This window comes from Paenibacillus sedimenti, assembly GCF_014534655.1.
GTDB lineage: Bacteria > Bacillota > Bacilli > Paenibacillales > NBRC-103111 > Paenibacillus_E > Paenibacillus_E sedimenti.
This window is the reverse complement of sequence record NZ_JACVVD010000004.1, coordinates 230,177-255,203: the sequence shown is the minus strand read 5'-3', so window position 1 is coordinate 255,203 and position 25,027 is coordinate 230,177. Positions and strand designations below refer to the sequence as shown.

At 45.2% G+C, this 25,027-nt stretch carries 38 protein-coding genes, 1 tRNA gene and 1 riboswitch; of the genes, 23 read left to right on the top strand and 16 right to left on the bottom strand.

Annotation, left to right across the window (positions count from 1 at the left end; all coding sequences use genetic code 11):
* The first annotated feature begins 5 nt into the window (after window positions 1-5).
* From ICC18_RS13900 to ICC18_RS13840, 13 genes are all read left to right on the top strand, one after another.
* Complete coding sequence (locus ICC18_RS13900) at window positions 6-323, top strand: hypothetical protein (RefSeq protein WP_188175021.1); 318 nt, start codon at window positions 6-8, stop codon at window positions 321-323.
* Window positions 320-568, top strand: a complete 249-nt coding sequence (locus ICC18_RS13895) for a hypothetical protein (RefSeq protein WP_188175020.1) — start codon at window positions 320-322, stop codon at window positions 566-568. Before ICC18_RS13900 ends, ICC18_RS13895 begins: the two co-directional genes overlap by 4 nt.
* Complete coding sequence (locus ICC18_RS13890; protein ID WP_188175019.1) at window positions 565-831, top strand: hypothetical protein; 267 nt, start codon at window positions 565-567, stop codon at window positions 829-831. The genes ICC18_RS13895 and ICC18_RS13890 overlap by 4 nt, the downstream gene beginning before the upstream one ends.
* A gap of 18 nt (window positions 832-849) precedes the next feature.
* Entirely contained in the window at window positions 850-1,431 is a 582-nt protein-coding gene (locus ICC18_RS13885) for a DUF1064 domain-containing protein (RefSeq protein ID WP_188175018.1), read from the top strand.
* A 332-nt stretch (window positions 1,432-1,763) separates the two neighbouring features.
* The gene (locus ICC18_RS13880) at window positions 1,764-2,273 is read left to right on the top strand and encodes a hypothetical protein (protein WP_188175017.1); all 510 of its coding nucleotides are present in this window, start codon (window positions 1,764-1,766) and stop codon (window positions 2,271-2,273) included.
* A 54-nt stretch (window positions 2,274-2,327) separates the two neighbouring features.
* A complete protein-coding gene (locus tag ICC18_RS13875; protein WP_188175016.1) occupies window positions 2,328-2,561 on the top strand; it encodes a DUF7667 family protein in 234 nt (77 codons plus the stop codon).
* 61 nt (window positions 2,562-2,622) lie between these two features.
* Window positions 2,623-3,135, top strand: a complete 513-nt coding sequence (locus ICC18_RS13870; protein WP_223192558.1) for a YopX family protein — start codon at window positions 2,623-2,625, stop codon at window positions 3,133-3,135.
* 212 nt (window positions 3,136-3,347) lie between these two features.
* Window positions 3,348-3,599, top strand: a complete 252-nt coding sequence (locus ICC18_RS13865; RefSeq protein WP_188175015.1) for a hypothetical protein — start codon at window positions 3,348-3,350, stop codon at window positions 3,597-3,599.
* Between the two features lie 11 nt (window positions 3,600-3,610).
* Window positions 3,611-3,991, top strand: coding sequence for a nucleoside triphosphate pyrophosphohydrolase family protein (locus ICC18_RS13860; protein WP_188175014.1), 381 nt, complete (start codon window positions 3,611-3,613; stop codon window positions 3,989-3,991).
* Window positions 3,991-4,419, top strand: a complete 429-nt coding sequence (locus ICC18_RS13855; protein ID WP_188175013.1) for a hypothetical protein — start codon at window positions 3,991-3,993, stop codon at window positions 4,417-4,419. The genes ICC18_RS13860 and ICC18_RS13855 overlap by 1 nt, the downstream gene beginning before the upstream one ends.
* A 13-nt stretch (window positions 4,420-4,432) precedes the next feature.
* Window positions 4,433-4,906, top strand: coding sequence for an HNH endonuclease (locus ICC18_RS13850; RefSeq protein WP_188175012.1), 474 nt, complete (start codon window positions 4,433-4,435; stop codon window positions 4,904-4,906).
* 79 nt (window positions 4,907-4,985) lie between these two features.
* Window positions 4,986-5,510 (top strand): sigma factor-like helix-turn-helix DNA-binding protein, encoded by a 525-nt coding sequence (locus ICC18_RS13845; protein WP_312029527.1) that lies wholly within the window; start codon window positions 4,986-4,988, stop codon window positions 5,508-5,510.
* Window positions 5,511-6,027: 517 nt separating this feature from the next.
* Window positions 6,028-6,175: riboswitch (FMN riboswitch) on the top strand.
* A 143-nt stretch (window positions 6,176-6,318) separates the two neighbouring features.
* Window positions 6,319-7,308, top strand: a complete 990-nt coding sequence (locus ICC18_RS13840; RefSeq protein WP_376745638.1) for a DMT family transporter — start codon at window positions 6,319-6,321, stop codon at window positions 7,306-7,308.
* A gap of 78 nt (window positions 7,309-7,386) precedes the next feature.
* Here ICC18_RS13840 and ICC18_RS13835 read toward each other — a convergent pair whose 3' ends face one another.
* From ICC18_RS13835 to ICC18_RS13825, 3 genes are all read right to left on the bottom strand, one after another.
* A complete protein-coding gene (locus tag ICC18_RS13835; RefSeq protein WP_188175010.1) occupies window positions 7,387-7,578 on the bottom strand; it encodes a hypothetical protein in 192 nt (63 codons plus the stop codon).
* A gap of 113 nt (window positions 7,579-7,691) precedes the next feature.
* A complete protein-coding gene (locus ICC18_RS13830) occupies window positions 7,692-7,862 on the bottom strand; it encodes a hypothetical protein (RefSeq protein WP_188175009.1) in 171 nt (56 codons plus the stop codon).
* A 65-nt stretch (window positions 7,863-7,927) separates the two neighbouring features.
* The gene (locus ICC18_RS13825; RefSeq protein WP_188175322.1) at window positions 7,928-8,632 is read right to left on the bottom strand and encodes a MerR family DNA-binding transcriptional regulator; all 705 of its coding nucleotides are present in this window, start codon (window positions 8,630-8,632) and stop codon (window positions 7,928-7,930) included.
* 185 nt (window positions 8,633-8,817) lie between these two features.
* Between ICC18_RS13825 and ICC18_RS13820 the strand changes: the two genes are divergently transcribed.
* Window positions 8,818-9,315: a DUF6022 family protein gene (locus ICC18_RS13820; protein ID WP_188175008.1), complete on the top strand. Its 498-nt coding sequence runs from the start codon at window positions 8,818-8,820 to the stop codon at window positions 9,313-9,315.
* A gap of 127 nt (window positions 9,316-9,442) precedes the next feature.
* On the opposite strand, the gene ICC18_RS13815 is transcribed toward ICC18_RS13820, so the two are convergent.
* The 8 genes from ICC18_RS13815 to ICC18_RS13780 form a co-directional block, all read right to left on the bottom strand.
* On the bottom strand, window positions 9,443-10,816 hold the full coding sequence (locus ICC18_RS13815) for an MFS transporter (protein ID WP_188175007.1): 1,374 nt from the start codon (window positions 10,814-10,816) through the stop codon (window positions 9,443-9,445).
* Window positions 10,817-11,084: 268 nt separating this feature from the next.
* Window positions 11,085-11,558: a hypothetical protein gene (locus ICC18_RS13810; RefSeq protein WP_188175006.1), complete on the bottom strand. Its 474-nt coding sequence runs from the start codon at window positions 11,556-11,558 to the stop codon at window positions 11,085-11,087.
* Between the two features lie 366 nt (window positions 11,559-11,924).
* Window positions 11,925-12,200: a spore coat protein gene (locus tag ICC18_RS13805; RefSeq protein WP_188175005.1), complete on the bottom strand. Its 276-nt coding sequence runs from the start codon at window positions 12,198-12,200 to the stop codon at window positions 11,925-11,927.
* A gap of 13 nt (window positions 12,201-12,213) precedes the next feature.
* The gene (locus ICC18_RS13800) at window positions 12,214-12,426 is read right to left on the bottom strand and encodes a hypothetical protein (protein ID WP_188175004.1); all 213 of its coding nucleotides are present in this window, start codon (window positions 12,424-12,426) and stop codon (window positions 12,214-12,216) included.
* A gap of 415 nt (window positions 12,427-12,841) precedes the next feature.
* Complete coding sequence (locus ICC18_RS13795) at window positions 12,842-13,012, bottom strand: hypothetical protein (RefSeq protein WP_188175003.1); 171 nt, start codon at window positions 13,010-13,012, stop codon at window positions 12,842-12,844.
* 160 nt (window positions 13,013-13,172) lie between these two features.
* A complete protein-coding gene (locus tag ICC18_RS13790) occupies window positions 13,173-13,883 on the bottom strand; it encodes an SDR family oxidoreductase (protein ID WP_188175002.1) in 711 nt (236 codons plus the stop codon).
* A 64-nt stretch (window positions 13,884-13,947) separates the two neighbouring features.
* Window positions 13,948-14,529 (bottom strand): TetR/AcrR family transcriptional regulator, encoded by a 582-nt coding sequence (locus tag ICC18_RS13785; RefSeq protein WP_188175001.1) that lies wholly within the window; start codon window positions 14,527-14,529, stop codon window positions 13,948-13,950.
* A gap of 275 nt (window positions 14,530-14,804) precedes the next feature.
* Window positions 14,805-14,877, bottom strand: a tRNA-Ala gene (locus ICC18_RS13780).
* Window positions 14,878-15,074: 197 nt separating this feature from the next.
* Between ICC18_RS13780 and ICC18_RS13775 the strand changes: the two genes are divergently transcribed.
* Together ICC18_RS13775 and ICC18_RS13770 are read left to right on the top strand one after the other, a co-directional pair.
* Window positions 15,075-15,362 (top strand): hypothetical protein, encoded by a 288-nt coding sequence (locus ICC18_RS13775; protein WP_188175000.1) that lies wholly within the window; start codon window positions 15,075-15,077, stop codon window positions 15,360-15,362.
* A 12-nt stretch (window positions 15,363-15,374) separates the two neighbouring features.
* Window positions 15,375-15,896 (top strand): VanZ family protein, encoded by a 522-nt coding sequence (locus ICC18_RS13770; protein WP_188174999.1) that lies wholly within the window; start codon window positions 15,375-15,377, stop codon window positions 15,894-15,896.
* Here ICC18_RS13770 and ICC18_RS13765 read toward each other — a convergent pair.
* Window positions 15,865-16,014 (bottom strand): hypothetical protein, encoded by a 150-nt coding sequence (locus ICC18_RS13765; RefSeq protein ID WP_188174998.1) that lies wholly within the window; start codon window positions 16,012-16,014, stop codon window positions 15,865-15,867. The genes ICC18_RS13770 and ICC18_RS13765 overlap by 32 nt on opposite strands.
* Before the next feature lie 113 nt (window positions 16,015-16,127).
* On the opposite strand from ICC18_RS13765, the gene ICC18_RS13760 reads away from it, so the two are divergent.
* Window positions 16,128-17,948 (top strand): ABC transporter substrate-binding protein, encoded by a 1,821-nt coding sequence (locus ICC18_RS13760; RefSeq protein ID WP_188174997.1) that lies wholly within the window; start codon window positions 16,128-16,130, stop codon window positions 17,946-17,948.
* Between the two features lie 67 nt (window positions 17,949-18,015).
* Window positions 18,016-18,417: a hypothetical protein gene (locus tag ICC18_RS13755; RefSeq protein WP_188174996.1), complete on the top strand. Its 402-nt coding sequence runs from the start codon at window positions 18,016-18,018 to the stop codon at window positions 18,415-18,417.
* 21 nt (window positions 18,418-18,438) lie between these two features.
* On the opposite strand, the gene ICC18_RS13750 is transcribed toward ICC18_RS13755, so the two are convergent.
* Window positions 18,439-18,702 (bottom strand): hypothetical protein, encoded by a 264-nt coding sequence (locus tag ICC18_RS13750; protein WP_223192557.1) that lies wholly within the window; start codon window positions 18,700-18,702, stop codon window positions 18,439-18,441.
* Window positions 18,703-18,890: 188 nt separating this feature from the next.
* On the opposite strand from ICC18_RS13750, the gene ICC18_RS13745 reads away from it, so the two are divergent.
* Entirely contained in the window at window positions 18,891-19,556 is a 666-nt protein-coding gene (locus ICC18_RS13745) for a tetratricopeptide repeat protein (protein WP_188174995.1), read from the top strand.
* An 18-nt stretch (window positions 19,557-19,574) separates the two neighbouring features.
* On the opposite strand, the gene ICC18_RS13740 is transcribed toward ICC18_RS13745, so the two are convergent.
* The gene (locus ICC18_RS13740; RefSeq protein ID WP_188174994.1) at window positions 19,575-20,633 is read right to left on the bottom strand and encodes an acyltransferase; all 1,059 of its coding nucleotides are present in this window, start codon (window positions 20,631-20,633) and stop codon (window positions 19,575-19,577) included.
* Window positions 20,634-20,904: 271 nt separating this feature from the next.
* On the opposite strand from ICC18_RS13740, the gene ICC18_RS13735 reads away from it, so the two are divergent.
* Both ICC18_RS13735 and ICC18_RS13730 read left to right on the top strand, forming a co-directional pair.
* Complete coding sequence (locus ICC18_RS13735) at window positions 20,905-21,336, top strand: DUF86 domain-containing protein (protein WP_188174993.1); 432 nt, start codon at window positions 20,905-20,907, stop codon at window positions 21,334-21,336.
* 84 nt (window positions 21,337-21,420) lie between these two features.
* The gene (locus ICC18_RS13730; RefSeq protein WP_188174992.1) at window positions 21,421-22,053 is read left to right on the top strand and encodes a helix-turn-helix transcriptional regulator; all 633 of its coding nucleotides are present in this window, start codon (window positions 21,421-21,423) and stop codon (window positions 22,051-22,053) included.
* A 44-nt stretch (window positions 22,054-22,097) separates the two neighbouring features.
* On the opposite strand, the gene ICC18_RS13725 is transcribed toward ICC18_RS13730, so the two are convergent.
* On the bottom strand, window positions 22,098-22,730 hold the full coding sequence (locus tag ICC18_RS13725; protein WP_188174991.1) for a bifunctional 4-hydroxy-2-oxoglutarate aldolase/2-dehydro-3-deoxy-phosphogluconate aldolase: 633 nt from the start codon (window positions 22,728-22,730) through the stop codon (window positions 22,098-22,100).
* Between the two features lie 191 nt (window positions 22,731-22,921).
* Between ICC18_RS13725 and ICC18_RS13720 the strand changes: the two genes are divergently transcribed.
* Together ICC18_RS13720 and ICC18_RS13715 are read left to right on the top strand one after the other, a co-directional pair.
* Window positions 22,922-23,368 (top strand): DUF948 domain-containing protein, encoded by a 447-nt coding sequence (locus ICC18_RS13720; RefSeq protein WP_188174990.1) that lies wholly within the window; start codon window positions 22,922-22,924, stop codon window positions 23,366-23,368.
* Window positions 23,369-23,403: 35 nt separating this feature from the next.
* Entirely contained in the window at window positions 23,404-23,775 is a 372-nt protein-coding gene (locus ICC18_RS13715; protein WP_188174989.1) for a YtxH domain-containing protein, read from the top strand.
* Between the two features lie 70 nt (window positions 23,776-23,845).
* On the opposite strand, the gene ICC18_RS13710 is transcribed toward ICC18_RS13715, so the two are convergent.
* Window positions 23,846-24,961: a phosphodiester glycosidase family protein gene (locus ICC18_RS13710; RefSeq protein ID WP_376745637.1), complete on the bottom strand. Its 1,116-nt coding sequence runs from the start codon at window positions 24,959-24,961 to the stop codon at window positions 23,846-23,848.
* Between the last annotated feature and the right edge of the window lie 66 nt (window positions 24,962-25,027).

Below are 25,027 nucleotides of genomic sequence, written 5' to 3'. Positions count from 1 at the left end.
AGCCTATGGAAGATACAATAGTCCTTCGCAAATACTGGCAGCGGATTAAAGGATTAAACTTCGAGCACTTCAGCAATGCGCAAAACGAGCTCCACACCAGGGCATATGAACTGGCCGTGCAACATGTATGTGAAGCAATGTCATGCCACCCGCGTATCAGTGCCAAAATGGTTGAAGAAGTGAAGCGGAAGGCTGTCGAGATTCGAGAGAATTGGGATGGCTGCCGCGAGGTTATAACCTTCGAAAGCACGCTGGAGTTGATCATCGAGGAGATCCTTGAGAAAAAGTACGGCGTTCAAAGGAAGGCGGCGACGGCGGAATGAAGGAAGTCTATCGTCGGGAGCGCGCCGGGCAGATGAAGGCTATCTGGGAAAGCTTCGAATGGCTGTTGGAGGAAAAGCTTATCTCCATCGATAACATGACACGGGCCATGATGGCTGAAATGAAGACCGTCAGCGTACCGGACGATATGATTGCCGAATACCTTCCGCAGCAGTTCTTGCAACTCAAAGAAAGAATTGTCGCTGAGCAGAACGCTCGGTATGAGAAGGATGTGAAGAATAAATGATCAAAATCACGGTACCGCTCAGATGCAGGTATCCCGGATGCAAAGCCAACGCGAGCAAGACATGGGCATTGGTCAATATTTGCGAGGAGCATCATGAAGCGATCTATTGGGAGACGGCCAAGTATTACGCGGAGTCTGGAATCACCTATAAGGAACGCGAGCACTATCTGAAAATAACCCACATGATTAAAGCAATCACGCCCTACTATGCTCGCAAGGCAAAGAAAGTTAGCGGAAATCAAAGTGAAAGCAAAGATTCTTAACGGGAAGAAGGGGAAAGCGTGAGATTTGGAGCCAGGAAGAAAACGGAAGGAGCAGCGCCGGCGAGTAAGTACAATGCCTCAAAAGCTATCTTGTACCTGGATACCGAGAAATTAGTCAAGGTAACAGCGCCGGAACTTAAAGAATTCAAGGAAACGAAGTACGACGAGATACGACACATTCTTTTTGACTCCGATATGGAAGGCAGATACTACCGCGATGTTCTGCTGCCGGACATCAAAGCTGGCTTGATTAGAGTTGAGATGCAGCCAAAGTTCACTCTGCTTGAGAAGCAGGATAAAGAAGGGATCAAGCACCAAGCCATTACTTACACGCCTGATTTTAAGATCATCCCTTTTACGGGAAGAGCGTTTTTCGTAGACGTAAAGGGCGCCGAAGACCAGAAATTCCCGCTCAAACGGAAGATGTTCGATGCTAAATTCCCAGAGTATCCGCCGCTAGTGGTCATGAAATATAAGAAGAAGTTCGGCGGCTGGATTACCATCGAGGAGCACGATAAACAGATGCGTGCGGAGAACAAGCAGAAGAAGGCTGTGTCTGCGGCAGCGAGTGCTCAGCCGAACGGTGAGGGGCCGCGGTGAAGCGAAAGGTCGCTACCCGGGCATTAAAACGGAAATGTGAATGTTGCTGCTGTTCATTTATTAAGGGCTCATTTTATTACACGAAGAGAAGGGTATTCCACTGGGATGATCAAATCCTCAGCACTGAATACATCTACTGTGCCCGGTGCAAATACCAGCAAGATGACAGAAAACGGCGATTTGAAGCTTTTAAGGAAAAATGCCATCACCCATTAGTGCATGAGGTCTGGTCATACATCCCTGGCGAGTACGTCATGCAACCAGATCATGATGTGTGCCTGATATGTGGCGAGTGGCTATAAAAACTAAAACCAAAGGATGAGTGAATCGATATGACAGAAACAATCTTAACCAAAGCAGCAATTAAGAAAATTACTAGCGGCAACGGAATTGAAATAGTTTTGACCATTAAATCCAGCGTCAGCCTTGATGACCTTCACGAACTCAAGCAACGCGACGAATTCTTTGTTGCTCTCGGTGTATCACAAGCGGAAGTGCGGGATTACCTCGAACCGCGCCGTGGCTATCATGTCACAGTTGATCGATCTGGTGTTGTTCAAACAGTTGAGAAGCCGGCTGATGAGGAAGGTGAGCAACTGGAAATCGAGGACGTAGAAGCCTCTGAGACGTCATCTGAACAGGGATGCGAAGAAATCAACGATGAATTGGAAGAGCAAAGCGACGAAGCTGGAGATGCAGAGGGCGTCGAAGAGGCTGAGGACGCTGATCTTGAGGAAGAAGAAGCCAATCGTGAGACTGATGTCGTTGAAGAAGAGCGCGAAGAGGAGTTTGGCGACGAAGAACCCGAGGACGAGGAGCTTCCAATCGAAGAAGAAGAGTAAACCAAACGCCCCTGCTCTTGCGGGCGGGGGCTCCCCATAAAGGAGCGTGCTTATATGCTACTCATGCAAATAGCCGAACATTGGATGAAGCAAAAGACGCAGCCGCTGACCAAAGCGGAGCAAGAGGAATGGAGTAACTGTCTGGATGTGCTCGCTGAGCAGTGTTGGGAATATCAGGTGAAGCAGAACTTGCTGGCACAAGCGGAAGCAACACGGGACATTGATTGGGCTAGGGAGATATGCCTTGACGTTGAAAAGCTTGAGATGTCGCATCGGATGGAGTGGTGAGTATGAGGGAAATAAAATTTCGTGGCATGGGAATCAACGGTGAATGGGGTATTACGGCTTCTTGAGCGTAGTCACAGATAAAAGAGTCGGCGTTCCATTAGGAAGCTACATTTCAAACTCAGTTGGATTGCCATTCGCTTACCAAGTCAGACCGGAAACGGTTGGGCAATTCACTGGGCTCAGAGATAAAAACGGTAAGGAGATCTATGCAGGGGATATCCTCCGTTGGAAAACCATCGATCGGGAATACCAAGATCATTATGGGGACAACATCCCGAACGGACATTATCACGAGTTTTTGGGATACGAAATAAAAACACTTGAAGGAGTTGTAGTATTCCAAGATTGCGCGTATTGGGTTGTCAATGAAGACACGAACGATGTTAACGCGGAACTTTCATGGATTGGCAATGCCTTTTCCCCTTTCGAAGATCTCGACATTGTTAAATTTTTCGAGGATGAAGAATTATTTAAGCTCTATGGCTATGAGGATATGGAATCATTAATGGATTCCATCGAGAAAATCGAAATCATCGGCAACATTTACGAGAATCCAGAGCTCCTGAAGGGATGATCGATGGTGAACGAACAAATCGAAATTCACTTTCTTCCAGAGGTTATCATCGGCAACAGGACGTATCGAGCATCGAACTTAAGGATGAATGGCAGCGGTCGGAAATGGGCAGATGTTGATTATTGGACTGGTCGGAATTAGCGGGAAGTGCAGAATTGGGACCGGATTGAAACGGTAGCAAGGCTGTTATGGCATAAGCGAGGTGAATTCTGATGCGGACAGCCGACGAAACAATCGAGCTATTCATGCAAGCTCTCAACAAGCGGCGGGCTTACCTTCGTCGCCGGATCGATGAGATCCAGAAGCAGGGACGTGCTTTACAACCCCACCTTGCAAAGGCACTTCGAAGCGGCATGTTATGCGAGATTACAACAGTTGAGTGTCTGCTCAAGCTGATTCAGGATGGCAAGATACATCCGGATGAGATTTACAACTCGGAAGACGATGTTTTGATAAATCAGTAGGAGTGTGAACCATGAACAAAACCATAAATGAATTAGTCGCAGAAGCACACAGTAACGCGGTATCAAAAGGTTGGTGGGAAGAAGAACGGTCATTTGGCGAGTTGATCGCCCTGATGCATTCGGAGCTTTCGGAGGCTTTGGAAGATTACCGCAACGGAAATTTCCCGACTACCATGTGGTATGAGAAGAAAATTGACGGTGAGTTGGTCACTGCAGCTCTTCAAAATGACGATACTTGGAAGCCTTGCGGTATCCCATCGGAACTGGCAGACGTGGTCATTAGGGTGTTTGATACTTGCGGTCGCTATAGGATTGATCTTGAACAAGCGATTGTTGAGAAGATGGCATACAACGCGACACGACCGCAGCGGCACGGCGGTAAGGTGCTTTAATGAAAAAGCTCCAACTCTTACCGCTTGAAGCTGCCATATACGAGGGTTTTAAGGCTGGAAAGACCTACGCTCAGATCAAGAAAGAGACCGACGATAACAGGCATAACATGACCAGCAGAACAAACAAGCTGATTGAATTCGGGGCATTGATCAGAACGGGCGGAAAGCGATCTTTTGTCTACACTGTGGTTCCAGACATTGAGTACGAGATAATTCAGGAGCGTCGAGCGCAGAAGGAATTAATGATCGAGGTTGAAGACAGGCTGCTCGATAATCTCCAAGTATTCGAGTTGACCGAGGAGCAACAGCAGCGACTAAAAGAGAATCAACATCTTGGACGGACGGCACTCGCGGCGAAGCTGGGGATATCGAAGCTGCAGCTGAATTATGTGTTGGATAAGAAGAGCACGCGGCCCATGAATAGGTAAGGGAGGTTTCTTCGTGAAAGAATTGATTCTCGGCAAAGGTGAAATTACTTTAGTTGATGATGAAGATTACGAACAACTCTCGCAACATCGATGGAATAAATCGCAGTATGGATATGCTTACCGCCTGGGGGACCGTTCCAAGGGAGAAAGATGGAAGGTGTTAATGCATCGTGAGATCATGAAAGCTCCAGCAGGTTCCATGATAGATCATATAAACGGAAACCGTTTAGACAACAGAAAATCCAACTTGAGATTTGCTACACGCGCTCAAAATGCGACTAATTGTAGTGGACGTGGCGGTGAATCTGGTTACAAAGGTGTCTTTATCAACAAATCTAGCCAATTACCTTCTTACAGAGCATTGATTCGTTCTAATAAAAAATCGATTCACATCGGCTGTTTTAACTCAAAAGAGGCGGCAGCTCAAGCATATAACCATGCGGCAGTTAAATATCACGGGGAATTCGCCAGGTTGAACAAGATTTAGACACATTTGCAGTCATGAAGCAAGGAAACTTAACTTTAAGGCAATGAAACTTAACGACTCCAGCAAAGGAGTGATGAGCGTGGTGCGCGAGGCTGATCAAACCAACGGTTGGCTAACACATATCAGGGACCTCAAGAAGTCTTATCGCGGCACCTACTGGATGCTGCGGAAAGCATTGAAGGCGTGCGGCGAGGACGAAACGCACCCGGACTATAAAACATTAAAAGAAATGATATCGGACGTAAATTTCGCAATCATGTGGATGCATACAGGAAAGCGACCAGGTAACAAGCGGGGCATTGAGCGGCGGGCGGCTTACCAGCGGGATAAACTTATGGACCCGCTAAAGATGCAAGCTTATGTGCAGCAGCATCACGCCGGCAGCCCCGCGAACATATCGGATGATGAACGGTTCAGACTTGGGGAAGCAATGCGATGCCTGAGCGAACGGGAGCGAGAATGCTATGAGCTCGCCCATGGTCACGGATTCCCATTTCAGTATATTGCCGATATGCTGCAGATCTCGAAGGGATCAGTTGAACAATATGTGAGGCGGGCACAAGAGAAGATTTCGGACGAGTTAAGAGGGAATTTGTTTTTGTAATGATACAAGCCGATAACAGCATTAAATATACTAAAGGACACCAGATGGCGTGGTAGGGAAAAAGGAGTTGATGGTAGGATATGTTCACGAAAAAGAAGGAAGATTTACCCCTCGTACTAGATGCCAAAGCGATACAGGATATATTGAGTTTAGGAAGACGCCAAACTTATGAGCTATTACAAAACCCTCCGTTCCATGTCGAACGCATAGGCAAACGAGGGATTATAAAGGTATCGAGAGACGCTTTCTTTAATTGGTTGGAAGGTACAGCGAAGCAGGGATGAAAAATCCTTGCTTTTTTCTTTTTACGATGTTAATATTCATTTTAACGTTACTTGTATTAAGTAAGTGTATCCGGTAGGTTCGTGGTAGGATTTTGGTAGGATACTTGATGATATTTAAGGGAAACCAAGAGAAATCATCGGAAACAGAATATCAAATGAAAACCAATAGGGACAAGGGTTTAGGTAACTAAATGCAACCTAAAGGAAACTAACGGAATCAAACAATTTCATAATTGAACCTTCGGGGCAGGGTGAAATTCCCTACCGGCGGTGAGGATACGCACGTATATCTCAAGCCCGCGACTCCCGGCTCACAAGGCCGGGACTGACTTGGTGGAACTCCAAGGCCGACGGTTATAGTCCGGATGGGAGAAGGTGAAGAGCAGCTTGTTAAAAATGCTTTTTTTAACAGGTCTGTTTGTCAATGCCCCCGTTGATTATCAAAACGGGGGCATTGTTTCTTTCAGAAGGTTCAATTCAAAACTTTGTTTTGCTTGAAGCAAAACGCATAGGAGGTTTTTGAATTGGATAATGCAGTAGATTTTAGAAGTAAGAGTTTGAATTGGAAGTCATCACGCATCGCGGGAATCAACGGTATCTGGTATGTCGCGCTCGGAGCTACATTATGGGGACTGGATCCTTTATTCCGAATCCTGTTACTTAAAAGCTTCACATCTGCTCAGATCGTCTTTCTGGAGCATCTACTACTAGCAGGTTACGCGCTGCCGGTATTAATTAAATTCCGCCGAACCTTGGTCGGCAAGCTATCACTCACCGTCATCGGGGCACTGCTCTTCATCTCTTGGGGAGGCTCTGCGATAGCAACCATCTTATTTACTTCCGCTTTTGCCCACGGCAACGCGAATGCAATCCTGCTGCTTCAAAAACTGCAGCCCCTATTTGCAATTATCTTAGCCAGATTCATGCTTAAAGAGGCCCTGCCTTCCAAGTTTATTGTCTACATTATTGCCGCTCTGTTAGGTACCTATCTGTTGACATTCGGCTTTGCCGCACCTGCGCTTGGCTTCAAGGATTTGGGTACACTAAGCTGTTTGTTCTCCATCCTTGCAGCAGTCTTGTGGGGCGGTTCCACAGTAATGGGAAAATTCCTGCTTCAAAAAAATTTGGATTTTCCAGTCGTTACTTCGTTGCGATTTTTGCTGGCAATTCCTCTGTTAGCAGCCGTGCTTCTGGCAGGCGGTGACGCTTGGCAGGTAAATAGCACAACTGCCGGGCTTGCGCTTCTATTAGTGAATCTGTTGTTTCAAGCGTTTTTCCCGGGATTATTGAGCATGCTGCTCTATTACAAAGGTTTGTCATCGACGAAGGCCTTTTACGCAACCTTGGCAGAACTTGCTTTTCCCGCTGTCGGCGTGCTGATTAACTGGGTTGTATTCGATCAGCGGTTAACAATGGGACAATTGATCGGATTTCTCCTCATATGGTTCACCCTATGGCTGATGAGCCGCGGTAAAGGTGAAGCTTCAAAAATTAATATCTCGCAAACTTTATGAAATTGCACAGAAAAAGTCCCTGTTTCTTGCTGAAAAGCAATGAGACAGGGACTTTTATTATTTTAGAAAAAGCAAAATCTAATCGTCAAGAAGTACACCATCTGATGTATTTTTGTCTACCTGAATCGCTTCGTGCTGATTATCTTTTTCTATGAGTACTTTATAGCCATGATCAATAAATACATCTGCAAACCTATATAATTCATTCGAATCTTTGAAAGATAGTTCAATCGTTCTTTCATCACTATCAATAACGTATATTCGGAACATTCGGCAACACCTCTCAAATGGGGATACAAGCCTTACATTATATTCGGTTCCGGTAAGGTTATGACTTAATTCCAGGTCCAGCTATAAAAAAGAAAAACCCCCTTTAACGGGAGTTAGTCATTATCATTACGATCTATACCATTTAAGGCACCTTGTATTTCGTTGTTAACTTCCACTGGCAGTCTTGTCTTGAAATAATCAACTACGGCTTCAACTGCTTTCTCGGCCTGAATTTCTGTTATCCCGGCTTCGCTTGCCACATGATCTCTTACGATGTGTTTCATCGTATATCTCCTCCTTGATTTATAAATACAACGACAAATATTATTTGCTGCTCGCATGAGATTATTCATTCAAATAAATTCAACATTTGACACAAGCGATACAACTTGTATATGCCGCGTAGTTGTGACCGATTGATTTTATTCAAGTAATCAAGTGAATCAATGGCGATATTTCTTGCTTGTTCAACATCGTTATGGTCTAACTTCTGGATAGCTTGCTTAAGCGTAACCGAATCATTGGAGTAAACGGTTGTTCGTAAAGTGCGAATCAGTAAAATTTTGCGTAATTGAGGACGGTTAAACATCCGGTAACCATTTTCATGATTGCGGGAAGAAGTAATAAGTCCCACCTTTTCCCAGTGCCGGATAGCTGAACTTGGGATCGCGGTTGCCGCAGAGACCTCCCCGATTGTCATCCATTCTTTTTGTCGGTTCGATACAAGGGGGTCAAGTTCTTGTGTCTCGAAGAGTTGAATTGTTTTCTCTGCCAAGGTTTTATCACGATGAAGGTTTGCTTGCATTTCATTAACCATCCAGAGTGCAGAATCGACATCTTTTAACTGAATTTTTCGAAGAACTTCTGAAGTTAATTCCATCCCGAACCACGGTGACATGGCAATAATACATTCAAAATACGCAATATGTTCTTCCGTATATATTCGATAGCCGGTCGATGATCGTTTGGTAGGGGGAACCATTCCCTGCGCTTCATAATTTCTTAAGGCACTTGTACTTATGTTTAGTTTTTTTGCGATATCTATGGGTCTCATTTTCACGGGTTGAATGCACCTCTTTTAGTCATGCTATTAAGATTAAAGCTTATTTATAAAGTTTTTTCAATGAAAAACTGTAGATTAAAGACTATTACAATAAAAACTTTAGAATTTGCTTTAATGTTGTAAGATGATATTGTAGTAAGAATAATTATTCGAAAGTGAATAGGAGGCATGTATGCATGGAACAATTATTATTAAATTTTAAACCGGGCATGTCTGTGGAGAAAATTGGGGAAGTCACCCAGAACTATGTATCATCGCAATGGAAAAAAGTACTGAATGAAAATATGGAAGAGCTAACCAAAGTTTTTCCGGAATTAGAGGATTCAACTTATGGCCTTTACTTGGATAAATTTATACCTCAGATCGTCGATGCACTTGAGGCAGCCGGTTTTACAACAGGGGGAGATATAAAAGAATCTGATTTTATTATCGGAAAATTATTGAATTTTCGAAATTCCATGGAAAAATGGGGATCCGAAGATCATAGGTCCAGGGTGTTTTGGATCGTCGTCGAAGATCAAAAGAATCGTTCGCTTGGAACGCTAATATTTGATTTTTTTCATTCCCATATGCAATTCGATGTTCCGGCCCTACCGAATATTTTTGCAATTGAAGCAACAACGAGAAAAGAAATAATTACTGCTATTGACCGAATGAAACAGGGAGATGCTTGAATGCTGATCACTGAGCTCGACCAATAGTTCGCTCCCTAAACGTTCAAAATTGAACAAAACCACGCCGTTGTTGGCGTGGTTTTTGGTATATTTCTTTCAGGTTAGAAACATGTTGAGGTTATACGATTCAGCCTTTTGCTTGAACGCTTATTTTTCTTGTTCCAAACTGAATATAGTAGAACAATAAAATGGCTACATGCAAAGCAGCAAGAACGAGATAGATGTTGCTAAAAACAGAACTATTGGGGTAGATATTTATCGGGTTCCAAGGAAATGGGGAATGAAGGTCAACCATTTTACTATAAACACCTGTAGCCATTCCTTGTGTAATGAAATTCAACATCGAAAATATTCCCATGCCCACTCCGATCTGTTCCTTTGGCAAGGTCCTTGAGATGGAATTTGACAAGGCGATGAGCATAAAGGATTGCCCCACGTTGCCGAATATCAGAAAGACAGCAATCATTACAGATGAGACCCCGGTGAAGGATGAAAGTAAAACAAAGCAGGTTATTAACGATCCGGATGCTACAAAGAATAAGAACGAGTTTCCTTTCAGGTCTGCCAGCTTTCCGCCCTTACGCCCCAGAATGGCCGAGACTATGGCGGCTGGAACCATGGCGAAGCCAATCCAATACGGCGGCAGCTGATAAACACGAGATAAAAGCAGAGGACTTAGAAAATAAAGAGAAGCACCAATCCCGCTTAAGAGAACAGCAATCGTTATACCTAACGAATACGGTGTATGATTAAATATCTTAGGCTGAACAAACGGTTCGGCAGCGGATCGAATTCTTGTTATAAACAAAACACCTGTGAACAAACCGGCAATTATAAACCACCAGGCCCCATTCGTAACACCAAGAAGGAGCAGTGCCACTGCGACCGCTAGTAAACCTCCGCCTAGCCAATCAAATTTTCTTACCTCGCCTTGCTCATCTCCCAAATATTTTCGGTAATAGGGAAGCGTGATTAAGATAAAGAGAGGTACACAGAATAACCATCGCCAATGAGCAAAGCTGACGATTAATGCAGAAATAATCGGACCAAGAGCACTGCCAAGTGCCAAACCTACGGCGGTCATACCTAAAGCGGATCCTCTTCGATCCGGAGAAAAATAGCGTATGGGAATGAGCATAGCTGTTGCAGGGATTGCGGCTGCTCCTGCTGACTGTATGCACCTCCCGGCAAGTGCCATCCAGAATGTCTGGGAGGCCAGGCCGATCAATGAACCGATTGTAAACAAAAGTAATCCGACCGTCAATAAATTTTTGAGCTTATATCTGTCAGCCAACTTTCCGTAAGTAACCGTGCCAATAGCGTAAATCAAAGTATAAGCTGAAGAAATCCAGCTTACATGAGCGATACTTAGATCGAACTCTTTACTAATTTGAGGGAGTACGATGTTAAACATCAATGCGCTCATCGATGACAGGGTAAGTGTGAACATCAGAATACGAATCAGTTTCTCTCCGGTTTGCTGGTGCGAGTTTGTTTCCATTTTCCATATCCCCTTTCGTCTATCCACGATCAATTCGTGTAAGCATGTACTTGCTTTCAAGTGACTTGTAAAAAAACAAGGGAGTTAATGCCCTAGTAAGTGTTCTGACGCTTCTCTATTGAAACGGCCGGAAAGGATTTTGAATGCAAGTACTTACTTTCATTTGTATCCATGGTATGCCATTTTTTATAACAAGTCAAGAAAAGAATGACACTGCATTGGACTGAACCTCAGGGTTCGCTCCAGCAAGCACCCTCGTGTTACTTTTTCATTGCCCAATAATAAGTTTTTTTTCTAGCCTACAGATCCATTTATAATAACCTAACAAGATTAACATCAGGATGGGATTAATAACTAAAGAATGCCATGATCTCCACCAACCGTAGTGAAAGAATCCCCAAGGTTCAGGAAGCAATGTAATGATCTCATAAATTACTGTTCCAATATCCCAACAGATCAAGTAAAATAATTGTTTTCTCAATGGACTTTTAAAAGGAAACCAATTTAAGAACATCATGTTAACGGGAGGAACCAATGCTATATGGGCTGGCAGGGCTAGCCAGTCAATATCTTCTGTAAAATACCAATAAGCATGCAATATATAATCAACAATAAGATCAAAGGTATCTTGAAACGCCGTTGTAAATGTCCAAATATGAACAATTTGGTTTGCCGACAGCCTCTTATTGGTTTTAAAGGCAATGAAATTAAATACAACTATTGCAATTATAAGTCCGATCATAATTTTTCCTTTTTTTTTATTAGCATACCCAATTCGAAGAAATTCAATAGAGCTGCAAATTTGAAGAAAAAACCACCAGCGGGGACTAGTGGTCTTTATTGATGAATCACAAGAGACAATACTGACAGAATAATTCCCCATAAAGGGAGCGAGAGGAGTAATCCGTTAATTATTCCTTTTGCTGGATTGTTAGGTTCATTCATTTGAAAAACCTCCTTCATGGTTAAGTATTTCCATAAAGAAGTGTTTTTAAAATAAAGAAACCACGGCAAACGAGGGAATATTGAGATCTTTGGCTTTCTATCGAAAGTTTAAAATAGAACTGGGTGAACAGATCCCAAATATACTCTGCCCACCCAGCCCACACTATAAACTTAACACTGTTTTAGCATTTTGTAAGTCCGTTTGTAGTTGCTGCTTTACATTAAAGGCATTATACCAACCCTTTGATTGCATATAAGCAGATAGTTTTTCTTGAAAAGCAATTGCAGTGTCAAGATCTTGCTTCAATAAAGTACGAACTTGTGGTGTTGCTGCTTCTGTGATCGCAGCGGCTAAACCCTTTACAGAGCATTTTGATGTTAAGAGCATATCAGTAGCGATTGTTTGATCGGTTAATGTGGCTTGTACTGCGGTGGTCATTTTAGCACCTCATTCATTGTAGTTGATTTGCTGCAGTGGAGAGAATGTTTGTAAATTGTTGAATGGATTGACTTGTTTGCTGGATATCTTGTTGAATCAAAGTTTTTAACTCTTGGTCTTGAACTAATTGAAGTCGAGCTTTTGCTTCGGTTAAACAAACGGTTTTAGATGTTAACAGTTCGTGTAACTCTAATGTTTCATGTAAAGCTAGGGCTTGCTGATTCATGCACAATCACCTCCTTATTCCACGGTATATGATCGCACAGAAGTTAATTTATTATTCACATTGAACTAAACTTCTCAAGTTTTGGAAAGTTCCCCCTCTCTTTTATTGTCACTTTTTCGGCACCAGCTCGAATCTTGATTTTATGGCTGACGAAGCGGATTCGAAGAGGACTTTTAGCGGTGGATTCAGACGCCGTTTTCTTACCCTACATGATGCTTCGATCTTTTTCCTGTTACTTTGTGAGGACCCCAATTCTTTGCTACGTCCGCGCAGACTGAACCCCCGGGGTTCGCTCCTGCCCTATGCCATAACAAAAAGAAGCACCGTAACCAGAGGTTACAGTGCTTCTTTTTGTTATGGAGCCTAGGGGGATGCCATTAACATGGCACCCAAACGGGGGATGTCCGAATCCTGATTAAATGGCTGACGAAGCGGATTCGAAGAGGACTTTTAGCGGTAGATTCAGACGCCGTGCTCCTCCGTGAAGCCGAATCAAGGAAGTCTCTACATCCACTCCGTCCGCGCGGACTGAACCCCTGACCTCATCGCTGCCAGCGATGCGCTCTCCCGCGTGAGTCGGTTTCACAACCAATTAAGCTCATTGCAGACTGGTCCAATGTCTTCTGCTACAAAGAATTCAAATAATAGTGACGGTCTCATCCGGTTCAAAAAACAATAATACGAATCTACCACTAGATTCCTCATGTTAGTTCCAGACATGAACGGCTCATCGGTGTTTATGCAGCTCACCAAGGCAAGGTTTCTTGTTTATGAAACAAGCCCCCTGTAGGTCCATCACCAGGCAGCGTGGCCAAGAAGACCGCCGTCTCCGCCCCTTCTTCAATTTCCATGAAGGCGCCGCTTCCTCCCATGTCGGTTTTAACCCATCCCGGATGACAGGCGTTTACTTTAATCGGGGTATCGCGAAGTTGAATGGACAGTTGAGCAGTCCAGGCGTTCAGCGCTGCTTTCGAGGTTGTATAGGCAGGCACGGAAGCCCTCCCGTACATCTCGTTCGTGAGAATGGTTCCAACTGAGCCGAGAATGCTGGATTGATTCACAATTCGCCCTGCGGGGCTCAATTTTAGCAAATGCAGCAGCGAGATGGTCAACGCGTAAGCGCCGAAAAAGTTTGTTTCGAAGCTTCGCCGCATCATATCGACGTCTGTCCCTTCATGATCCACATAGATACCCGCATTGTTCACGAGAACATCCAATTTACCATACTTTGTATTAATTCGCTCCGCCGCGGTACGGATATCCTGCTGATCCGTGACATCCAGCTTGATCGGGTAAGCCCGGAATTGTTCGGCTTGCAGCTCCGCAGCTGCCTGTTCAGCCTTATCCAAACTTCGAGCCCCAACCAGCACAATCATCCCTTGCTTCCCTAACTGACGTGCGATCTCGAGACCAATTCCTTTGTTTGCACCTGTAATCAATGCGATTTTCTCGTTCATCCTTTAACGCCTCCTAATTCGTATTTTCATTTTGTACCATTCAGTACAGAATAGTTAAAAAAACTTACTCCAATAGAGTAAGAATTTCCGCTGCGACATGTTTGACCCGCGCTGGGTCAGGTTTCATCTTCATCGTCACGGATAATCCAATCGCGGTTAAAGTCAATACGCGTGCGATCGAAGATGGGTTCAATTGATTCGATAATTCACCGGTCCGAATCCCGTCTTCAATAGATCTCTGGAACAATTCGGTTAATCGAGCATGGAACTCTCCGGTTATGAGGGAGAAACTGGGTTCATGAGGTGCCAATTCAACCATCGTATTCACGCACAGACAACCGAAATTCGGATTACTGCCGCCTGAGCCTTCAATGATTCCTTGAAAGTACGCAAGTAATGACGCTTTCATTGAAGGCGCTCTTCGAAGCTTGTTCTCGACATAGGTGAGGCTCAATTGTACATATGCTTTCAGCGCGGCTTCAAACAGCTCTTTCTTCCCACCGAATGTTGCATACAGACTTGGTCGTTGAATCTTCATACGTTCCGTAAGGTCGCCGATGGACGTTGCTTCATACCCTTTTTCCCAAAAAACTTGCATTGCTGCAGTTAGTGCGATCCGTTCATCGAATTCCTTTGGTCGAACCATCTTGCACCCACTCTTTCTATACTGATCAGTACAAAATGATTGTATATTATTTCCTTCTGATTCGTCAAGATGATTTTGTTACGATGTTCATTCGGTTTCCCATCTCATAATGTTATTTCTTAATGAAGAGTGCAAACTACTCTGCATCCAAGGCATTCGTCCTGCTTTCGCTTTGGTGCCTATCCGGCACCGAATCCGCTGCCTGCGCGCGGGAGAACCCCTAAGCTCCATAAATAAAAACAACCGACCCTATTAAGATCGGTTGTTTTTATTTATGGAGCCTAGGGGGATCGAACCCCTGACCTCATCGCTGCCAGCGATGCGCTCTCCCAGCTGAGCTAAGGCCCCGCGAATTAACGTCGACTTTTCGTATTATACACGAATAATGTCGCTTGAGCAAGCCCTGCGCGCAGAAAATTTCTTCAGTTTTTCAACCATTCCGTTTATGGTGACGATTCTGTTGCAAACGCTAGCAAACATTGTTTCAACCAGACTTTCATGCTAACCTAATAGAATATTATAGATTTTTTTGGGAGTGACTGGAAGTGTCGAACAATGTACTATATTGGATTTTCATGGGGGTTGCTTTTGCACTGCCATTTATTATGGGGGTGTGGTTGATGCGGACAACGAATCGGCTGGCATTCTCGTTTTGGATATCGACGGCTTTAAATGTTATATTGACCGTCGCGGCTGTTTTTTGGTGGAAATCTGTCAGTGTAGAGGGATACCGCATGATGTTCGGCATGGCCTTTTACGGAGTGTCTAGCGTGAATTTGATGGTTTTAGAATTTTTCGCGTTGTTGAGCATTCATAAGAAATTGAATACTTGAGGAGATACCCTTATGCGCAAAGCATCATCGATTCGCTTTTATTTATTTCTGGCCGCTGCCCTTATGTGGATGGCGGTTATTTTTTTCAAATCGGCGGAATCGTACCAACAGCAGAGTCTGCGACCGCTTTTATCGTCGTGGCTGAGCAGGAACGATATAGCAAAGAATCTCCCGCACTGGGAGTTTACTTACGATCATGATTTGGTTTCCTGGCAGGATCCTATTGGGTTAATCGAGTTTTTCATAAGAAAAGCAGGGCATGTTAGCGAGTTCGCTATCCTTGCCCTGCTCTGGTCCTTGGCCTTACTGTCGAAACGGGTAAATGTCATCATGGCACTGCTCACCTCCTCATTGATATCGGTGCTTTACGCGGTTACAGATGAATGGCATCAAACTTTTGTGCCCGGTAGAACCGGTCATGCAATTGATATTGCCGTGGATGCCGTTGGTGTTGCACTTGCCGTTCTCTTCATTCTGATATGCCTGGGCCTTAGAAGATGGATTAGACGAAGAAGAGTAAATTCGTTAACATGACGAAAACCTTGCGCTGTTTGAACGATTTCCATTTCCACAGCTCGCGTGCTTCTTTTTCCAACTCCTGCTGGTGCCATTGCATCAGCTTCTCGGACAAATAAATATCTGTAGGTTGCATACGGATCACCTTCCTTTCTTTTCCTGTTGTTCTTAGCATACATCTAGAATAAGGGGAACAAAAAGAGTATAATTTACTTTATTAATTTCCCCTTTTGTGGGAAGGAGGCAACGATGCAGCTTTTGACCTATTATATTGAGCTTCGCGCTGGTTTTGAACACGGAGTAGAGAATCAAGGGCAGCGTGTAACGTTAGAGGAATTGGCGGAAAGGTTGTACTGTACAACCCGCAATGTCAAGCTGCTGCTGAAGAAAATGGCCGAGCAAGGATGGATTAGCTGGAAGCCCGGAAGGGGCAGAGGCAATGCGTCGGAGCTGACTTTTCACATTTCTGTAGAGGAAATGATTTCGAAGCAGGCAATGGAGTTAGCAGGGCGCGGAGATTACTTAGGTACGATCGAGCTGATTCATCAATTGGGTAAAGGAGAGGCGCTGCAGGACTCTTTTATTGATTGGTTGTTTAGTTATTTCGGTTATCGTGCGGTAGAGCATGAAGAGCGGTACAAGGATACATTACGGTTTCCGGTGTATAAATGGCTTGTGACGCTGGACCCGGTGCACGCTTTTTTTGCGTTTGATTGTCATCTCATTAATCAAATTTTTGATACACTGGTTGGATATAATCCCCAGAACATGGTCATTGAACCGCATCTGGCTCATTATTGGGAGATTAGTGAAGACAGCTTGCATTATACGTTTTATTTGCGAAAGGGCGTGCTGTTCCATCATGGCAGAGAGATGACGGCATACGACGTTCACTATTCATTTTCCAGACTAATAGAACTTGGAGCGTCGGCAAGTCAAGGGTGGCTTACTGATGGTATTGAAGCCCTGACGGTGCTTAACCGCAATGCGATCGCGATTGAACTAAAGCAGCCGAATGTGCTGTTCTTGCAGCAGCTTTCGCACACTTCGATGGCTATCGTTCCGGAGGAGATTTGCCGCGATAATGAAGCGATGTTTGCCCGCATGCCGATAGGGACGGGACCGTTTCGTTTGGAACGAAATGATGATTATATTTGCAAGCTTCGCGCATTTGACAGTTATTTCGGGGTAAGACCGCATCTCGATCAAGTGGAAATTTGGCTGCTTCCGCAGGATTTATCCGAGGTTGGTCCTAGCTGGGATATGGTACAGGTGCTTTGCGATTCGACAGACTCCAAAATACCTGTGGGCGCCGTAGGTAAAGATTCCGAATGGCACCAAATCAAACAGTCCGTTCTCGGCTGCAGCTTGCTCACCTTTAATATGAATAAGCAGGGACCGCAGCAACAGCGGCTTTTCCGCAAAGCGGTCGATCTGGTCATCGATAGAGAACGAATGGTAGAGGAGCTTGGAGGTTTGAGGGAAGCGCCGGCCAGCAGCTTTTTACCGAGACTGGAACGAGCGGAATCCCCCTATCAAACCGATTTTGAAGAAGCCAAACGTCTTTTGGATGAGATGGGGTACGGCGGAGAGCAGTTAAATATGTTCATTTATACCCAGCAGAATGAAGATGCCGTTTGGATTTGCAATCAATGCGCGAAAGTGGGCATTCCTATTCAACTGATTCCGCATAGCAAGTCTGAAATGATGAAGCTGGATACGATCGCGAATGCGGATCTGATCTTATATCACATCGTAATGGAAAGCGATTATGACCTTCATATTGTACAAACGCTCAAGCAAAGCAACAGCTACGTACGTGCGCATTTGAACGAAGTGCGAATCGAATGGATCGACGGCGAAATCGATTTGCTTCTGGCCAACCCGAATCAGGAGGAGCGCATCCGCAAGCTGAATGAGATGGTTGATATGTTGCAAGAGGATAAATCATTCCTGTTCGTTCTACACCGTTCACTTCATACGACCTATCACGATTCGATTAAAGGCGTGAGCATTAATGATCTGGGCTGGGTCGATTTCCGCAAAATCTGGTTTGCCCCGAGCCGCTGATAAAAGGTTCCAGTGATGGAGATACTTCCTTTATCCACTTTGATGTGATAATGAGGAGGGTACCCATATGACAGCAGTTAAGCATGCGGAAATCAGAGGATTCACAGAGCGAAATGATGTTCATTGTGCAGATATCGAAGTGAAAGTAGAAGGCTTCAAGGACGTATTTCTTGCGGAGTTCACTGGATCTCGCGATAATGATTTTGATATGACACATGTATATCGAAAAGATGCTTCCGAAGAAATCGACTGGTACGATAATAATTTGCATGAAGCGCTTAAAGATGTTTCCGAGGAAATGTTTCAAAATGAGGCGGGAGAAACGATTTGGGCTAAACGAGAGGAATTTAAGGAAGGCATACTGACCTTCGGTACGATTCGCAAAGAGCTCAATGAGCACTTTCAACTGCTTCGGAAAGCATCATTGTTCCATAATGAAGATAACAGGGAGCAAACTTTTCTGCATTAGAATATAATAAAAAAACGACCTTTAGGGCCGTTTATACAGGGAAGGCTCATAGCGGCGCTCCATCGACTGCCAACGGGCATTGGCTACGAAAAAGCCGACGAATGCGAATACAATCAATCGGATCGGGATCCAAATCAAGTTCATTTCATAGAAGTTTAGAAATTCGATAATGCCGAATAGAACGGTGAGCCCTAAGCCCCAAGGCAGTAGTCCGAAACGGATCAAATATTTGGATCTGCCTATTTGTTTTCTTTTTAGCCAAATGTCTTTGCGCGGATCGCTCATGTGAAAACTCCCTTTTCTTTTCATTATAGCATCACTAGTTCAAAATCTCGAATGAGCCGCATGGAATTAATCAGCGGCTTATTTGGGGAGTTTTTGATGACCAAAGCATGTAAATTATGGTAGTATAGGGGAGGTTCGATTACTCAACTTGCTGACATCAATAGTTTTCCATAAGGAGCTGATTCAACGTGCTTACCAAACTGCTAGGATTCGGATTACTGTGGCATCTAACAGGCAACCCGTTTCTTGCTCTTATTATTTTACTTGTCATTCTGTACGTGCTGGATCGAAGATTTGTAGGCTTAACGCCAAATATATTCAAGCCTTTTCAATTGAGCCGCAAAGCTTCAAGGCTCCGTCAAGACTTGCATGCGAACCCGCATAATACCTCATCCAAGCTTGAGCTTGCGAGAATTTTATTAGAACGGAAGAAATACAGCGATGCACTCCCTTATCTGGAGCAATCGCTTAATGTGATGGAGGATTCAGCGGATGTCCATTATGAGCTTGGACTATGCCATTTGAAGCTCGGCGATCTGGACCAAGGGGAACGCTTAATGCTCAAAGCCCTGGAGCTGAATCCGCGCGTCAAATATGGCGAGCCCTATCTGCGCCTTGGTGAAGCCCTGGCGACCGTTGCGCCTGAGAGAGCCGTCGCATACATGGAACGGTTCCGCGACGTACACTCTTCGTCAGTGGAAGCCTACTACCGCCTCGGGCAGCTGTACCAGCAGCTGGGACGCGGCGAAGAAGCTAAGCGAGCTTACCGTGAAGCGCTCGATATTTACCGCGGTTTACCCCGGTACAGCCGCAGACAGCAGCGTCGCTGGGCGCTGTTAGCCCGGCTCAAATGAAAAGTGGCAAAGGACCGCTTATTTGGCGGATACTTTGCCACTTTTCATTATGCTGCGATAGAGCAGCACGAGCAGCCACGAGCCGAGCAATCCGATCAGGATTGACGACACGATGTGCAGGTCGAAAAGCAAGACGCGCTCATGCGCCGGCTTCAATCGGTCCCATAGCGTTAAGAGCGCAGGGTGCGCGAGATAGATGCCGAATGACGCGGCGCCCAAACCCGCTATCTTTTTGCTGAAAGGGGAGTTGCTCGTGTTCTCCCGCTGCCCCCACTGAACGAGGCTAAGGGCGGCAGTCATGCAGTACACGAGAAGCGTCAGCTCATACCATATATTTTCGAATGAAGCTAGTCCGAACTGGTTGAGCAGGAGCATCCCGATAAATGCGAGTCCTCCCAGGCACATCGCCGTCCAAATCCATTTGCGATGCTTGCCCGTCCAAGCGGTAATTTTGGTATAATGAATGCCCGTGTATGCACCAAATGCAAAGAGTGCCGAATAACTGGCAAAGAAGGAAGCATATTCAGGAATGGGATGCACCCAATGATTCATGCTGTACGTGGCCGCTTGGATAAAGAGTCCGATAGGAATTAAACCATTGCAAAGCCGACGGGACTTACGAATCACAGTCATTACAATAGGGAAAAGGATATAGAACTGTACGATAATGACCATGTAATAGAGATGATAGCTGGCATTGCCCGAAAGAAGCAATTTTAGCATATAGAAGGTATCAAAATTGATTTTGCCATGGAACATGTACTGGTTATATTCATAATAAAAAAGTGACCAGAGGACATAGGGAACCAAGATGCGGCGCAACCGTTTTGTCCAGAATATAAAAGACGTGCGGGGATCCCAGCGATCATAATAATTGTAAAATAAGACAACGCCGCTGATCCATATGAAAACAGGGACTGTAAATAAGCAAGCGCGATTGATGACGAAAAATAAGGCTTGGGAACCCGTTCCCACAGGCAGTAAAGTTGCAGCGGAAGTTCCGTGTATGATAATAACGGCTATGATAGCAAGGGCCCTTACGAAGTCGATTTCCGGTATTTTGGGTCGAATTTGCATGAAATCTATTCTCCTTTTCACTTTTTCCACTTTATCATGAAAAAAATGATAGAACAATAGAGTCGCAGTGCGCCTGAGGCGTGCTTGACGCTCCCATGCCGGAGAGATACACTGATTAGGAGTATGAATGACGAAAGTAGATCAAGAGGGTGAATGAACGTGAGTTACGAGTATTTGATGCAGGCGGTTTTGTTGATTTTTTTGGTCATTGTAACTTTCTTTGCTATGATGATTTGGACGAAATGGAGAAAAAGAGGACGGAGATAGCCCCATGTATTTTATCAATCACGAGCAAATCGATCAGCGAATTCAATTTTTGGAAGTTCTGGCGGCCACATGCAAGAAGCTTGAAGAGCAATGGGCTCTTGGCGAAGGCGATCTCGTCTTGCATATGGCTCAGGAAAGAGTGCTTCACTTAGCGATTGAAACGGTGACGGATGTCGGCAGTTTGTTAATTGACGCCTTTATTCTTAGAGATGCGAGCAGCTATGAGGATATTGTCGAAATCGTGCACGGTGAAGGCGCTTATTCGGAGGCGTTAACCGCAACTTTGCTGGAACTTGTCAAACTGAGAAAGCCTCTAGTACAGGAATACGTGAATTGGGATCGTGAGCTCTTCCACCCGTTAATCCCTAAACTTCCTGCGGCTTTTGAAGAATTCGCTGCCAGTGTAAAAGCGTTTATTAAGAAGGAAATGGAATAACATACATAGATGTTTAATAATTTACTTATTCTATCGGATGCTGTAAAATGAGACTAAATTGCAGTTCCGAGGGTAGGTGAGCTTATGAATCAGGAACTTGAGACATCCACGCGCAAAGTCATCCTTTCCATGCTCAAAACTCAGGGGCCTCTTAGTGTCCATGATATGTCGAAGCAGCTCGGAATAACGGAAATGGCCGTAAGACGCCATATCAATACGCTGGAGAAAGACAATCTGCTCGAAGCAAAGCTTGTCAGACAGGCAATGGGAAGACCGACAAGCGTATACTCTTTGACGCAGCTGGCTGATGAATTATTTCCCAAGAAATATATGCAGCTGACAATGGATTTGTTAGGGGAAATGCTGGAAGATGAGGGACATGCCAAAATCGATCGTTTGTTCGAGCGCAGACAAGAGAAGCTGGAGCGCAGGTATCAGTCGCGAATGAAGTCCGGAAGCTTGGAAGAGCGAGTAGCTGAACTTGCTCATATTCAGAACGAGAACGGCTATATGGTAGAATGGTCTCAGCTGGGATCAGGCGAGTTTATCCTAAGCGAGCATAACTGTCCGATTACTCAGGTCGCGAATATGTTTCAGCAGGCCTGTAAGTGCGAGCTTGCGCTTTTCCAAAAATTACTCGACGCTCAGGTAGAGCGGACGGAGTGTCTGGCGAAGGGCGGCAGCAAATGCGTGTATAGGATCAGTCAAAATAAATAGCCATCTTCCTCCGTTTTTATTGGGGGAGATGGCTTTCTTATTCTTTATCTGGATGCGGCCAGGAGACGAGCCGCTTTATTAGTGATCCAGTCAAATTGGCCGGCCTCGATCTCTTTCAAATTAATTAAAGAGCCGCCGATCCCTAGGCCGTAGCAGCCTATGTTCAGAAATTGCTTAATGTTCTCCTCGGTAACGCCTCCGACAGCCATCATTGGAATGTGATCCAGCGGACCCATCAGTTCCTTGATGTAAGCTATGCCTAAACTTGCACTGGGAAATACTTTTACTGCAGTTGCTCCGGCCTTCCAAGCTTTAACGATCTCCGTTGGTGTCATGGCTCCAGGGAAAATCGGAATTTCCTCGCTTTTCGCCCAGCGAATAACTTCCTCATCCATATTCGGAGTGACCAGGAAGGATGCGCCGGCTTGAACGGCATTATTCGCATCATCCAGGTCTAGCACAGTACCTGCTCCAATGTACATTCGATCAGCAAACTTACCCTGCAGCTCACGGATCATCCCTAATGCGCCAGGCGTATTCAGCGTAACTTCCATCACCGTAACACCACCCCGGTACAAAGCGTCAGCTACGGAAGAGATATCGGCTTCTTTAACCCCTCGCACGATAGCTACAATGCGTGTACGTTCGATTTCTTTAAGCCCTTGCTCGCGATTCATGAGAGTCCTCCACATGTCCAAAATAAGTTTCATCTCACCATTATGACAGGTACCCCATAATTTTTCACCATTTTTGTGTCAGGACGAGCCGCCGCTGCCTATACTGTAGTAATTCATAGGCATTCGTCTAGTTGACGGCTTATGCCTACGATGCAAGCTTTCCTGCGGAAAGCTCTCAGGAGGTGCCGGTCATGACATGGATGGAGATCATTGCTCTCAGCGCAGCTGTCGCATTCATCATACTCGTCGGCTTCGCGGTATGGACGCTGATTGCGGCTAAGCGCACGCTGAGCAAGCTTGGCGATGCGGTTGATCAAATGAAACATAGCGTAGCAAATACTGCAGAGCAGTCCGACCAACTGATTATGCAAGTCGGCAGGCTTACCAATGACGTGCATACGCAAGTGCAGACGCTGCAATCATGCTTTCACTCGATCGACCAGGCAGGAGCAGCTATAGGGGATGTCGCTTCTGCGCTTCGCAAAGCCTCAAGCGTGATGAACCAATCGATTCATGGTGCGGAAAAGGTGATACATACCCACCAGAAACGATTGCAGGATGCCATCGAATGGGCGACGACCGGCATGGAGCTGTGGCACAGATGGCAGGCTCATAGGAATGCCAAATCAGACGACTAAAGGTATGGCCAATTATTCTTAAGGAGTGGATTCGAATGTCCAATCAAAGAAAAGGTAAAGATCTTCTCATTGGAGCTATCGTTGGAGGGGTACTTGGAGCAGCCACAGCACTGCTTTTTGCACCAAAATCAGGTCGTGAGCTAAGAAGCGACATTGCGGAGCAAGCACAAGCAGTGAGCGAGAAGACGGTACAGATCGCAAATACAGTTAGCCAAAAAACACAGGAAGTTGCGAAATCAGTGAGTACACACACGTCGGAATTGGTTGGTAAAGCGAAAGATACTGCCTCTAGCGTTGTAGAAAATGTTCGTTCGTGGAAAGAGTCCAGAAAAGACGATGAGCTTACACAAGAGCTTGAAGAAACGTCTGAGGCTGCTGAGGATTTGGTCATCATCGGAAATCGATAATTCTATACCTATATCGATCCCAAAAAACGCAAGATGCTCGGATTTCTAAGAGCTTCTTGCGTTTTTGCATTTACCACTTAGACGGATCGATCTTGCGAATATCGAGGCCTTCCCAGACGTTTTTGATTTTAGCGGTTTCCGGATGATCGAAAACAAGCCAAGCAGTAGGCAGGTAGCGTTCCCCGTATTCGCTGGACGGTTTGTTCACGATGGCGTTGTTGTGAACAAGCACTGAGGAAGCGCCGCCATCGAGATTGGCGGCTGTTACTGCGCCGTGCTCGAGAAAAATTTGCTGCACGTCGTAGAGCGTTGCGCCAATACTGTGCTTTTGTCTTCCGTCGATGATACAGAACAGAATCGAGCCGTCCTTCGTCTGTGCCATGCTTGTGCGCGGGGCAATACCCCAACCGTCCGCCTGGCTCTTGATTTGTCCAACACCGTTGACAATAAAACGCGGACTGAAGGAGACTGCTTCCTGAACGCCCATTTCCGCAAGTTCGGATACTTTGTATTTGCCGGCGATCATCCGGCCTTCTTTATCAATGCCAACGACTTGAACGGAGCCATTCATACCTTTGTCGTTATAGAAAATTTTGCCACCGGAGATCACGATGCCCTCTGGCTGGAAGCCGTTGCCTTCCCAGTTCGGGTCGATAAATCCGCCGCCATTGACGCCAAGGATCGCTCCCGTACGCTTTACCATGGAAGAAACCTTCTCGCCCTTCCCGGCTTTCTCAGGTACCGCTATCCTCAGCTTTTTCGGATCAGAGATCGTAACCAAATGTCCTTTGAAGTTTTTTCCCGAAACCGGTTCGATTGTGACGAGATCTTTTTTTATTGCTGCCGGCTCAGTCGTTTTGTGTTCGATATCGACTAATCCTTTGTCCTTTTCCTCACCCATTTCTTCGAATTGCTTCCAATACGCTTCCACACGCTTTTTCAATTCATCAGAGCCAATCAAATATTTGGCCCAATCGCGATGCTGCGTCGTGATGAGCGTATCTGCCATCATGAGTCTCACACTTGTTCCCGATGAAGTAAGAAAAAACCAGCATAAAGCTGCCAATAAGAGCACGGTAAAACTCATTAATGTAATCATCGCAAAACCCAGCCCAGAGGACTTTTTGCGTCTCGTCTTACTTGTCTGACGAGGAGGGAGCTGGGAAGCTGTTTGCTGCAAAGCCATACATTCTCACAACCATTCCTTCTTAGAGGTGGTTAAAAAAGCCCACTTCCATAACGATGTTTTTCG

Bases quoted from the DNA above. Each gene is read 5' to 3' on its own strand.
- ICC18_RS13805 (WP_188175005.1), bottom strand. From the start codon at position 12,200: ATGACCACCGCAGTACAAGCCACATTAACCGATCAAACAATCGCTACT.
- ICC18_RS13875 (WP_188175016.1), top strand. From the start codon at position 2,328: ATGCTACTCATGCAAATAGCCGAACATTGGATGAAGCAAAAGACGCAG.
- ICC18_RS13785 (WP_188175001.1), bottom strand. From the start codon at position 14,529: ATGGTTCGACCAAAGGAATTCGATGAACGGATCGCACTAACTGCAGCA.
- ICC18_RS13815 (WP_188175007.1), bottom strand. From the start codon at position 10,816: ATGGAAACAAACTCGCACCAGCAAACCGGAGAGAAACTGATTCGTATT.
- ICC18_RS13810 (WP_188175006.1), bottom strand. From the start codon at position 11,558: ATGATCGGACTTATAATTGCAATAGTTGTATTTAATTTCATTGCCTTT.
- ICC18_RS13855 (WP_188175013.1), top strand. From the start codon at position 3,991: ATGAAAAAGCTCCAACTCTTACCGCTTGAAGCTGCCATATACGAGGGT.
- ICC18_RS13710 (WP_376745637.1), bottom strand. From the start codon at position 24,961: ATGGCTTTGCAGCAAACAGCTTCCCAGCTCCCTCCTCGTCAGACAAGT.
- ICC18_RS13740 (WP_188174994.1), bottom strand. From the start codon at position 20,633: ATGCAAATTCGACCCAAAATACCGGAAATCGACTTCGTAAGGGCCCTT.
- ICC18_RS13755 (WP_188174996.1), top strand. From the start codon at position 18,016: ATGACAGCAGTTAAGCATGCGGAAATCAGAGGATTCACAGAGCGAAAT.
- ICC18_RS13750 (WP_223192557.1), bottom strand. From the start codon at position 18,702: ATGAGCGATCCGCGCAAAGACATTTGGCTAAAAAGAAAACAAATAGGC.
- ICC18_RS13735 (WP_188174993.1), top strand. From the start codon at position 20,905: ATGTATTTTATCAATCACGAGCAAATCGATCAGCGAATTCAATTTTTG.
- ICC18_RS13820 (WP_188175008.1), top strand. From the start codon at position 8,818: ATGGAACAATTATTATTAAATTTTAAACCGGGCATGTCTGTGGAGAAA.
- ICC18_RS13765 (WP_188174998.1), bottom strand. From the start codon at position 16,014: ATGCAACCTACAGATATTTATTTGTCCGAGAAGCTGATGCAATGGCAC.
- ICC18_RS13895 (WP_188175020.1), top strand. From the start codon at position 320: ATGAAGGAAGTCTATCGTCGGGAGCGCGCCGGGCAGATGAAGGCTATC.
- ICC18_RS13760 (WP_188174997.1), top strand. From the start codon at position 16,128: ATGCAGCTTTTGACCTATTATATTGAGCTTCGCGCTGGTTTTGAACAC.
- ICC18_RS13825 (WP_188175322.1), bottom strand. From the start codon at position 8,632: ATGAGACCCATAGATATCGCAAAAAAACTAAACATAAGTACAAGTGCC.
- ICC18_RS13865 (WP_188175015.1), top strand. From the start codon at position 3,348: ATGCGGACAGCCGACGAAACAATCGAGCTATTCATGCAAGCTCTCAAC.
- ICC18_RS13880 (WP_188175017.1), top strand. From the start codon at position 1,764: ATGACAGAAACAATCTTAACCAAAGCAGCAATTAAGAAAATTACTAGC.
- ICC18_RS13770 (WP_188174999.1), top strand. From the start codon at position 15,375: ATGCGCAAAGCATCATCGATTCGCTTTTATTTATTTCTGGCCGCTGCC.
- ICC18_RS13860 (WP_188175014.1), top strand. From the start codon at position 3,611: ATGAACAAAACCATAAATGAATTAGTCGCAGAAGCACACAGTAACGCG.
- ICC18_RS13890 (WP_188175019.1), top strand. From the start codon at position 565: ATGATCAAAATCACGGTACCGCTCAGATGCAGGTATCCCGGATGCAAA.
- ICC18_RS13715 (WP_188174989.1), top strand. From the start codon at position 23,404: ATGTCCAATCAAAGAAAAGGTAAAGATCTTCTCATTGGAGCTATCGTT.
- ICC18_RS13830 (WP_188175009.1), bottom strand. From the start codon at position 7,862: ATGAAACACATCGTAAGAGATCATGTGGCAAGCGAAGCCGGGATAACA.
- ICC18_RS13790 (WP_188175002.1), bottom strand. From the start codon at position 13,883: ATGAACGAGAAAATCGCATTGATTACAGGTGCAAACAAAGGAATTGGT.
- ICC18_RS13800 (WP_188175004.1), bottom strand. From the start codon at position 12,426: ATGAATCAGCAAGCCCTAGCTTTACATGAAACATTAGAGTTACACGAA.
- ICC18_RS13720 (WP_188174990.1), top strand. From the start codon at position 22,922: ATGACATGGATGGAGATCATTGCTCTCAGCGCAGCTGTCGCATTCATC.
- ICC18_RS13730 (WP_188174992.1), top strand. From the start codon at position 21,421: ATGAATCAGGAACTTGAGACATCCACGCGCAAAGTCATCCTTTCCATG.
- ICC18_RS13835 (WP_188175010.1), bottom strand. From the start codon at position 7,578: ATGTTCCGAATATACGTTATTGATAGTGATGAAAGAACGATTGAACTA.
- ICC18_RS13900 (WP_188175021.1), top strand. From the start codon at position 6: ATGGAAGATACAATAGTCCTTCGCAAATACTGGCAGCGGATTAAAGGA.
- ICC18_RS13725 (WP_188174991.1), bottom strand. From the start codon at position 22,730: ATGAATCGCGAGCAAGGGCTTAAAGAAATCGAACGTACACGCATTGTA.